The 10,318-nt window shown below is 46.2% G+C and carries 8 protein-coding genes; 2 read left to right on the top strand and 6 right to left on the bottom strand.

All coding sequences use genetic code 11. The features are described from left to right. Positions 1-257 precede the first annotated feature (257 nt). Positions 258-1,637 carry a DNA repair protein RadA gene (gene radA / locus ACQEXT_RS04375; protein WP_138973504.1) on the bottom strand — a complete coding sequence of 460 codons (1,380 nt, stop codon included), beginning with the start codon at positions 1,635-1,637 and terminating at the stop codon, positions 258-260. A gap of 152 nt (positions 1,638-1,789) precedes the next feature. On the opposite strand from radA, the gene ACQEXT_RS04370 reads away from it, so the two are divergent. Beyond that, a complete protein-coding gene (locus tag ACQEXT_RS04370) occupies positions 1,790-4,129 on the top strand; it encodes a PilZ domain-containing protein (RefSeq protein ID WP_426950771.1) in 2,340 nt (779 codons plus the stop codon). 27 nt (positions 4,130-4,156) lie between these two features. Here ACQEXT_RS04370 and serB read toward each other — a convergent pair whose 3' ends face one another. Beyond that, the gene (serB, locus tag ACQEXT_RS04365) at positions 4,157-5,137 is read right to left on the bottom strand and encodes a phosphoserine phosphatase (protein ID WP_426950770.1); all 981 of its coding nucleotides are present in this window, start codon (positions 5,135-5,137) and stop codon (positions 4,157-4,159) included. Positions 5,138-5,241: 104 nt separating this feature from the next. Between serB and ACQEXT_RS04360 the strand changes: the two genes are divergently transcribed. Further along, entirely contained in the window at positions 5,242-5,847 is a 606-nt protein-coding gene (locus tag ACQEXT_RS04360; RefSeq protein ID WP_426950769.1) for a YtjB family periplasmic protein, read from the top strand. 189 nt (positions 5,848-6,036) lie between these two features. Here ACQEXT_RS04360 and deoD read toward each other — a convergent pair whose 3' ends face one another. The 4 genes from deoD to deoC all read right to left on the bottom strand — a co-directional run bounded on the left by deoD (position 6,037) and on the right by deoC (position 10,317). Further along, positions 6,037-6,756, bottom strand: a complete 720-nt coding sequence (deoD, locus tag ACQEXT_RS04355; protein ID WP_005473519.1) for a purine-nucleoside phosphorylase — start codon at positions 6,754-6,756, stop codon at positions 6,037-6,039. Positions 6,757-6,831: 75 nt separating this feature from the next. Next, the gene (locus tag ACQEXT_RS04350; RefSeq protein WP_138973508.1) at positions 6,832-8,052 is read right to left on the bottom strand and encodes a phosphopentomutase; all 1,221 of its coding nucleotides are present in this window, start codon (positions 8,050-8,052) and stop codon (positions 6,832-6,834) included. 66 nt (positions 8,053-8,118) lie between these two features. Beyond that, positions 8,119-9,447, bottom strand: coding sequence for a thymidine phosphorylase (gene deoA / locus ACQEXT_RS04345; protein WP_426950768.1), 1,329 nt, complete (start codon positions 9,445-9,447; stop codon positions 8,119-8,121). 93 nt (positions 9,448-9,540) lie between these two features. Beyond that, on the bottom strand, positions 9,541-10,317 hold the full coding sequence (deoC, locus tag ACQEXT_RS04340) for a deoxyribose-phosphate aldolase (protein ID WP_426950767.1): 777 nt from the start codon (positions 10,315-10,317) through the stop codon (positions 9,541-9,543). Between the last annotated feature and the right edge of the window lies 1 nt (position 10,318).

Genomic DNA, 10,318 nt, shown 5'->3' with positions numbered 1-10,318 from the left:
GCGAGAAGCGAGAAGCGAGAAGCGAGAAGCGAGAAGCGAGAAGCGAGAAGCGAGAAGCGAGAAGCGAGAAGCGAGAAAATCTTGGAAGGGTTGACAGTGTGCGTCAACCTTTTTCTTTTAAATTCATACAATTAAGCTTAAATCTCATCCAGCTTTGCCTGCAACTTTCGACTCGCTCATCACAAGCTCCTCTCGAAGGGCGCAGCCCGATCTCGACGCGAAGCGTTCTAGATTCTCGCAGGGCGAAGCCCCTCTGTTTAAAGCTCATCAAACGCTTCAATCGCTTCGCTAAGCTTTTTAACCCCATGAATCTGCATTCCAGCAATACCACCTTTGGGCATATTTGCCGCAGGCACTATCGCTCGCTTAAAGCCGTGTTTAAAGGCTTCGTTAAGTCGCTCTTGACCACTGGGAACAGGGCGAATCTCACCAGCCAATCCAACTTCTCCAAACACCACCACATCCTTAGGCAATGGTCGATCACGGAAGCTAGAGAGTAATGCCATCACTAACGCTAAATCGGCACTGGTTTCTGTCACTTTTACCCCGCCGACGACATTGACGAAAACATCTTGATCCGCCATCTGTAGACCACCATGCTTGTGCAGCACTGCAAGTAAAAGCGATAAACGATTCTGTTCGAGACCAACAGCAACACGACGTGGATTGGCCAACTGTGAATAATCAACCAACGCCTGTATCTCTACAAGAAGTGGGCGTGTTCCTTCCCAAACAACCATCACCGAGCTGCCTGACGTCTCTTCCTCGCCGCGAGAAAGGAAGATTGCAGATGGATTGCTCACCTCTTTTAAGCCTTGACCCGTCATAGCGAAGACCCCCAACTCATTCACCGCACCAAAACGGTTTTTATGGCTGCGTAAAGTACGAAAACGACTGTCTGCCCCGCCATCGAGCAATACGGAGCAGTCAATGATATGTTCCAATACTTTTGGCCCCGCCAACGTACCATCTTTGGTAACATGACCAACGATAAATACCGCGACATTGTTTTGTTTAGCGTACCGTGTGAGCGCAGTAGCAGACTCTCGTACCTGAGCCACACTACCTGGTGAAGATTGAACATCTGATACATGCATAACTTGAATAGAGTCAATCACCATAATTTTGGGCTGCTCTTTTTCAGCGATCTGACAAATTCGGTCAACATTGGTCTCCGAAAGCATTTTTAGATTATCTTTCGGCAGACCTAACCGAGAAGCGCGCATCGCGACCTGTTGCAGTGACTCTTCACCAGTCACATATAAGGTCGGCATTTGTGATGCCAAATAGCACATAGTTTGTAGTAGCAGTGTGGATTTACCAGCCCCCGGATTACCACCGATAAGGATCGCAGCCCCAGGAACGACACCGCCACCCAGAACTCGATCGAGTTCTTTAAAGCCGCTCGTAAAACGAGGGACTTCTTGCAGATCGATCTCTGACAGTGTCTGAACTTTGGTTTCCGTAGTTGAACCTGCATATCCCGATAGACGTTCGTTACGAGCAACACTTGGAGATGCTGCCAATCGGACTTCACTGATAGTGTTCCACGCGCCACAGGCGTTGCACTGTCCTTGCCAACGTGGGAAATCTGCACCGCAGTCATTACATACGTACGCTGTTTTCGCTTTTGCCATGTAACCTCAGGTCTTAAATTATGTATTTGTGACATAAACTACGACGGAAGTAGCTTATATCATCTTCTCTACTTGATTCGCAGTAACATATCACTAAAGATCTTTATATCAAGGCCGATATGAAATGAGTAAGGGATACTCTAACAAAAAATATGCAGCAGCCAGAAATACTCTCTCTCGCGGAACGTCTAATTCCCGTTTATCACTCAGAAGACTTCGATTATCTTCTCGGTCAAATGACAGAGGGGGATCCTCCTTCCGTTAAGATCCTAGTAAAAATGGAGCTTAACCGTGTTATGGCGCCTTGCACTAAACCCATCGATTTACGCGGACGAGTCAAGGGAGAGTGTCGCGAATACGAACTCGATGGTCTCAAGCACTGGTTAGATGATGTCGCTTTCAACGCCTATCATAAGAACACCCGTAAATTTGGTGGGTATACTGAGGGTGTTTGGGAAGCGCTATGTAACACCCATAATAATTTCCGCGTCATGCAAAAGCGTGGCAAGCCCCTAGGCACTGAAGTCAGCATAGAAACGAATGGCATCAACGTCGAAGCAATCACGTTAGGCTATGATCTTAAGCGTAAAGAGAACCGCCTAAAACTGTCTTCTCAAATAGAACTCAAGTTGGCCAATAGACAAGTGGTCCACGCGGTCACCATCGATCTCTCACCTTCAGGCGCTAAATTTAAAGTCCCTTCCGCGTTTGATTACAAACTCGGTGAAGTGATCGATGTTCGTCTAGTAGAACTGAGCAAAAATGTCGACATTGGTGGTATTGATTCCGTGATCCCATATCGCATTGTTGGGATTGATGAGTCATACGAAAACGATGCGGTTAAGTTCCTTCGCCTACTAAAGCTTGATACGTCAAACATCATTGAACAAGTTATCGACTACGTAGTGAAAAGTGACACGCAGAAAGCTCGTCATGACAATCAGGACAAGATTATCCGTGCTCGTTCACGAGGTTTCGAGCACACCTATTTAAAACACACTTGCAACTTACCTGTCTTTTTTAGCGGCAATGAGCTTAAGCTCGTACTGATGACGGAAAATAATCAGCCTATCTGGCAGTACTGGCATGACGAGCGCAATCAACAGACACTAAGCAGCCTTTTTCATGAACAGCGTATGACGCAGCTAACGGCTGAAGGCATGAGAGGCAGTAACAATGTACTTTACTCGTTCACTCATGAGCATAAAGATAAAACCCTCTTCTTCTCAATGATGATGCCGGAAGCGACTCGCGAATTGCGTCAGTTGTTTTGGCATATTGGAGCCAAAAAGGAGAGCTGGAAGGCATTCCGCCTGTCTGTGTTTGAGTTGTCTGAAGCAGAAAAACAAACACTGGCAAACCACTCCAGTGAGTTGGAAACAGAGTCTTTGACTCACTGCGGTATCTTACAAGAGATCGCCGACGAAAGTAGCCGACAGGACTACCTGCTAACGGATAAACCTCAGCTCGCAAGCAACGAGCTCAATCGTTTTCGACATGCTCGAAACCCTGAAAGCAATCCTGCTTGTGTTTACTTTGATGCAAAATCTCGACGCAGAGAACCTAGGTATCAGTTCCGTTCCCCTATTACGCTTTCACATCCCAGTGGTCAAAGTATTGAAGGCGTCAGTGTCGATATTTCCAAACACGGTATGAGCATCGCATTAACACAGCCGTGCAGCTTAAAAGCCGGGGATACTTGTACGATTAACTTTAAAGAACTTCAGCTTTACGACAAGAAGCTGCCTTTGGATGTGGTGCCATACACCATTATTCGTGTCAGCCCAGGTGAAAAAACGCTCCAACTTGCCATCATTGAAGATAGCCAGATGATGCGGACTATTACCTTTTTCGGCAAGTTAATCGAACACAACCAAGATAAACTCATCGCTAAAAAAGAGTTGCTCCCAAGTAATGAGCTATTGGAAGGTTTACACAACATCCTGCTCGATAAGATGGTCAGCACGCCTCTCTACGTAGAGAAGAAAGGGGGCAGTCTCAGACCTAAAGCGATTGGAGTGAACTATCCACTCAAGTCTTATCTCGCAATCTTAGCGAAACTAGGCGATGAAAAGAGCTTCTCCTTAGCACCAATCTATAAGGGACGGACCAATACGCTGCTAGCACAACCCATGAAGCGTATCGAGGGTGCAGAGCCTCAATACCACGAACTCTACCTAGCGACAGTCAAGTTCGGCACTCGAATCCAATCTGTCGAATCAAAGCTGAGCAGTGAATTTGCCAATATCAAAGAACGCATTATGTTTATCAAAAAGTCACAAGCGATGGGTGAGTTTTATGCCATCCGTATTTGTGGTGCCCCTGTATTTGATCCGATAACAGCTTTAGTGCGCAAAGACTTAAACGAGCTGGCTCAAGTCAGCATGCATCAAGCTCGAAGCTTAGAAAAAGAGATGCATAGTATTGTTGGCTACGGTGAACTTATCGACATCACTGAAGAAGTCTTAATCCGACTGGAGTTAACTCGATAAAAAAGCGAGACAATGTCTCGCTTTTCTTTAAGGTTGAGGCTTAAAGCTAACCCGTTTCTGCTTAACTAGGATTGCAGATAGAATGCAGATTATGCCGCCCAGCCCAGCGTAACGCACGGCACTTCTTGCTTGCTGCTCTACCTTAGGTTTAGCGTGATAAGCAACACCCAATCCAGCCGTTTCCATCATCACTAGATCATTAGCGCCGTCACCAACCGCTATCGTATTGTGCGCTTCAATATCATACTGCTCAGCTAATTCGAGTAGGATGTCAGCCTTCGTCTGTGCAGATACCACGTCACCAACGACCTTACCGGTTAGCTTGCCGTCGACAATCTCTAGTTGATTTGACTGTGCATGGTCTAGCTCAAGGCGCTGCTGAAGGTGATCGGAAAAGTAGGTAAAGCCACCGGATGCGATAGCTGTCTTCCAACCATACTGCTTTAGTGTACCGATCAGTTCAGGCAAATCAGGCATTAAAGGGAGTGTTTGGCGTACCTCAGACAATATAGATTCATCTGCGCCCTCAAGTTTGGCAACGCGCTGACGCAAGCTCTGCTCAAAATCGAGCTCGCCTTGCATTGCACGTTCGGTCACTTCTGCCACTTCCTCGCCAACACCTGCTAGCTTAGCGATCTCATCGATACACTCAATCTGAATTGCCGTTGAGTCCATATCGAGTACCACCAAACCCGGCTTAGTCAAATCGGGCATATCATGCAGAGCGGAATAGTCTAATTTCAGAGCTTGTAAAATTTCCTCATGCTCTGCGGTGAGCTCCCCTGCCATTAATGCAACTTCGTAGTTTCCAACTTTCCATACATCAACAACGGCATTGTTATAGCCGACGAAGAAATCAATATCATTAAACTGATCTGGGCATAGATAGTCAGCAAAAACGACCCATCCAGCTTTCGCCTTGTCAAATTGCGTTGCTAGTCGGGTTTCAGGTAAGCGGTTAATTAAAGGGGTATGTTTACGAATAGAGAGAGTCTTCAACGTGTCCATGTTTGCAATTCCTATAAAATCTCCCATCACGTTAACCTATTGCAATTTGGATGCGCAAGTCTCAATATGCTCTAAAGTACAATTAAGCTCGATTTAGGTGAAAAATGGACACCTCCCTATTCTCATTTCGAATGGCCATGAAGGTGCTAGGAATTGTCTCCTTAATTGCGATGGTGGCGTCTATCGCGATCAACAGCGTCAAAATAACCAAGGGCAATGAACAGATTCAGGCTAATCAGTTAGAAACGCTAACCAATATTCTGATTTCACAGGCTTCACTTTCCGCTAGCGATATGATCGTTAATCAGGATCAAGAGCGCCTACTGAGACTGACCAATCAGCTGGCTAAAGACAATCTGGTTGTTGATGCAACCATTTATGATGCTGAGGGTGTAAAGCTAGCAGCCAGCGATCAAGCTAAATCAGTGCGCGAAATGCTTGGTCTTGATACCCCTCTGGAAACCGCACGTATCGGTAAACAGCAGCTCGTTGAGCCGGTTTTACATGACGGCTCTGTGATCGGTTTTGTGCGTATCACCTTCGAAACTGGCAAGCTGACCGCTTTCTCTGACCACTACTACCGAAAGAGTGATCGATACATGTATACCATGGTCGGACTCAGTTTTATCGCTGGTCTTCTATTAACACTGATCGTGCGACGTAAGCCTAACAAACACAAAGGCGAGAATTTGTTGTTGAAGGATATGTAAGCGAGAAAAATTTTTAAGGGCTGACACACCATGTCAACCCTTTTCTTTTAAAATCAGATAATTAGACTATAAGATTAGCCAGCACTGCCTGCAACTTTCGACTCGCTCATCACAAGCTCCTCTCGAAGGACGAAGTCCGATCTAGAAGCGTAGCGTTCTAAGTTCTCGCAGGGCGCAGCCCGCTCTTAATTACTCTGCGTCACCTAGTAGCACTGAATCCAACGCAATGATCATCATATCGTTGAAAGTCGTCTGACGCTCATCTGAAGTCGTTTGCTCACCCGTCTTGATATGGTCAGAAACAGTACAGATGGTTAGCGCTTTCGCGCCGTACTCAGCACATACGCCGTAGATACCAGCGGCTTCCATCTCAACACCTACGATGCCGTACTTGTCCATAACATCGAACATTTCAGGATCTGGCGTGTAGAAGAGTTCTGCCGAAAATAGGTTACCTACTTTTACTTCAATGCCACGAGCTTTCGCTGCATCTTCAGCTGCACGAACCATCTTGTAATCAGCGATTGCAGCAAAGTCATGACCTTTGAAACGGATACGGTTCACTTTCGAGTCAGTACACGCGCCCATACCGATAACAACGTCGCGAACTTTAATGTCTTCGCTTACTGCACCACAGCTGCCTACGCGAATAATTTTTTTCACGCCGAAATCTTTGATAAGTTCCGTCGCGTAGATCGAGCATGATGGGATACCCATACCGTGACCCATTACTGATACTTTACGGCCCTTGTAAGTGCCCGTGAAGCCGTACATGTTTCGTACGTCACATACCTGTACAACATCTTCCAAGAAGGTTTCTGCAATGTATTTAGCACGTAGCGGGTCACCCGGCATTAGAACAACATCTGCGAATGCACCCATTTCTGCGTTGATATGTGGAGTTGCCATGATTCAATTTCCTTAGTTAGAAATGACAAAATAATAGAGGGACTAGCCCTCTATTTTTCAATTAAACTGCTTGGATTACAGGAAGTTTTTACCGTAATCCATTGGCGAAATACCAAAGTGACTCGCCAGTGTCTGACCGATGTCAGCGAATGTGTCACGTAGACCAAGAGAGCCCGCTGGAACTTTTGGACCGTAAACAATCACTGGAATGTGTTCACGAGTGTGGTCAGTACCTGGCCAAGTTGGGTCACAACCGTGGTCAGCCGTCAGGATAAGAACATCATCTTGCTCCATTAACTCTAGTACTTCGTTGATTCGTCCATCGAAATATTCTAGTGCGGCTGCATAACCCGCCACATCACGACGGTGACCGTATGCAGAGTCAAAGTCTACAAAGTTAGTGAACACGATAGTGTTGTCGCCAGCGTCTTTGATTTGCTCAAGAGTCGCTTCGAACAGCGCTGGGATACCTGTTGCTTTCACTTTCTTGGTGATGCCGCAGTTAGCGTAGATATCAGCAATCTTACCGATTGAAACAACATTGCCTTGCTTCTCTTCTACCAGTTTTTGTAGAACAGTGGCTGAAGGTGGTTCAACTGACAAATCGCGACGGTTACCAGTACGCTCAAACTGACCTTTACCAGGGCCAATGAAAGGACGAGCGATAACGCGGCCAATGTTGTAATCTTCCAGCTCTTCACGCGCAATTTGGCACAGTTCAAGTAGGCGGTCTAAACCAAATGTCTCTTCATGACACGCAATTTGAAATACTGAGTCAGCCGAAGTATAGAAGATCGGTTGACCTGTTTTCATGTGCTCTTCACCAAGATCATCAAGAACTTGTGTTCCTGATGCGTGGCAGTTACCTAAGAAACCATCTAAGCCTGCACGCTCAAGGATTCGGTCCGTCAGTTCTTTAGGGAAACTGTTTTGTTTATCTGTGAAGTAACCCCAGTCGAAAAGTACAGGCACACCTGCAATTTCCCAGTGACCAGATGGCGTGTCTTTGCCTGAAGATAGCTCGGCAGCATGGCCGTAAGCGCCAATGATTTCTGCATCAGCGTCAAGGCCCGGAGCAAAACTACCTGTCGACTCTTTATGAGCCATCGCAAGACCAAGTTTAGACAAGTTTGGTAGACGAAGAGGACCACTACGCTCTGCGTTATCCGCTAAACCTTTCTCACACTGCTCTGCAATATGACCTAAGGTGTCAGAACCGACATCACCAAAGTCTTTTGCATCTGCAGTTGCACCGATGCCAAATGAGTCTAGGACTAAAATAAATGCTCTTTTCATTGCTCTTTCCTTAGGCCCACTCAACTTTGACTATTTGTGGTGCAAGCAGGCCTTTGTGTAATTTAATTAAACGTCTTCCGCGCGAATCTGGCAGTAAACTTCTGGCGTTGCAATGTACTCACCGCCAATCGTAATTGCTTTCTTCAGCGCATCTGCCGCTTCCTGCCATTGCTCTTCACTACGTGCGTGAATAACAGCGAGAGGTTTATCATTCGAAGCTTGTTCGCCTAAACGAATAAAATGATCGAAACCGACAGCATAATCAATCGTATCAGTTGCAACTCGGCGTCCACCGCCCATCGCAACCACGGCCATACCAATTGCTCGAGTATCCATAGCAGAGACTACGCCCGATTGTTCCGCATAAACCGGCTTAATAATTTCTGCTTTATCTAGGTAGCTATCATAGTTTTCTACGAAGTCAGCAGGACCACCAAGACCAGCGACCATTTTACCGAAGCATTCCGCCGCTTTACCGTTATCAAGTACTTCCATCAGTTTAGCGCGTGCTTGTTCCGTATTGTCAGCGAGTTTAGCTAACACCAACATTTCAGCACATGACGCCATCGTCACTTCAAGAAGACGCGGGTTACGATACTCGCCAGTCAGGAACTGAACAGCTTCACGCACTTCTACTGCGTTACCAGCAGAGGAGGCTAGAACTTGGTTCATATCCGTTAAGATTGCCGTTGTCTTAGTACCCGCACCGTTTGCAACCGCTACAATAGATTTAGCTAATTCTTCAGATGCTTCATAAGTTGGCATAAAAGCGCCAGAACCCACTTTGACATCCATAACAAGCGACTCTAGACCAGCAGCAAGTTTCTTCGAAAGAATCGATGCTGTGATCAGAGAAATGTTGTCAACGGTTGCTGTGATATCGCGAGTGGCGTATACACGTTTATCGGCAGGAGCGAGATCACCCGTCTGGCCAATAATCGCCACACCAGCATCTTTAGTAACATCACCAAACACTTCATTGGTCGGCGTGATATTGTAGCCAGGAATCGATTCAAGCTTATCGAGAGTTCCCCCCGTATGACCAAGACCACGGCCTGAGATCATCGGAACGAAACCACCACATGCAGCAACCATAGGACCTAGCATAAGCGAGGTCACATCACCGACACCACCGGTTGAGTGTTTATCAACAATCGGGCCGCCAAACTCTTTGTCGCTCCAATCGATAACCATACCAGAGTCACGCATTGCACAAGTGAGTGCGATACGTTCTGGCATAGTCATTTCGTTGAAAAAGATAGCCATAGCAAACGCTGCGATCTGACCTTCAGATACAGTGTTCTTCGCTACACCTTGGATAAAGAAGTTAATTTCGTCGGCAGTAAGAATTTCGCCGTCGCGTTTTTTACGAATGATTTCTTGAGGTAAATACATTAGATCCTCCCATGCTTTTTTAGCAATGGTTGTAAGGTAAAGAGGTAATGGGGAGCAGCATCAATACTGCTCCACCTGACAGACTATTTAGAATTAGTAAGCTGCAGGATCTGCAGTTTCGTCTGTTACTTCTAATGTATTAAGTAGGTTCGTCAGCAAGCTTGACGCACCAAAACGGTAGTGACGAGCATCTACCCAGTTGTCACCAAGGATTTCGTCAGCCATTGCTAAGTATGCTTGCGCATCTTCCGCAGTACGCACACCACCCGCTGGTTTGAAACCAACAGTTTGTGCAACGCCCATGTCACGAATCACTTCTAACATCATGCGAGCGTACTCTGGAGTTGCATTTACTGGCACTTTACCCGTTGAAGTTTTAATGAAATCTGCACCCGCTTTGATACAAATTTCTGATGCTTTCTTGATAAGTGCTTCTTCTTTCAGCTCACCCGTTTCGATGATAACTTTTAGAAGGATATCGCCACACGCTTCTTTACATTGCTTAACCAGCTCGAAACCCACTTCTTCGTTACCCGCCATTAGGGCACGGTATGGGAATACTACGTCAACTTCATCAGCACCGTAAGCAACGGCGGCTTTTGTTTCAGCAACTGCGATTTCGATATCGTCATTACCGTGAGGGAAGTTTGTTACTGTTGCAATGCGAACGTCTGGCGTACCTTGCTCACGAAGCGTCTTCTTAGCAATAGGAATAAAGCGAGGGTAAATACAAATTGCAGCCGTGTTACCTACTGCTGATTTTGCGTCATGACATAGAGAAATAACTTTCGCATCAGTGTCATCATCATTCAGCGTAGTTAGGTCCATTAGTTTAAGTGCACATAGTGCTGCTGCTTTTAAATCGCTCATT

This window comes from Vibrio sp. TRT 29B02 (assembly GCF_050113655.1).
Lineage (GTDB): Bacteria > Pseudomonadota > Gammaproteobacteria > Enterobacterales > Vibrionaceae > Vibrio.
Note: the sequence above shows the minus strand (reverse complement) of the source record. Positions and strands in the feature narration are given on the sequence as shown.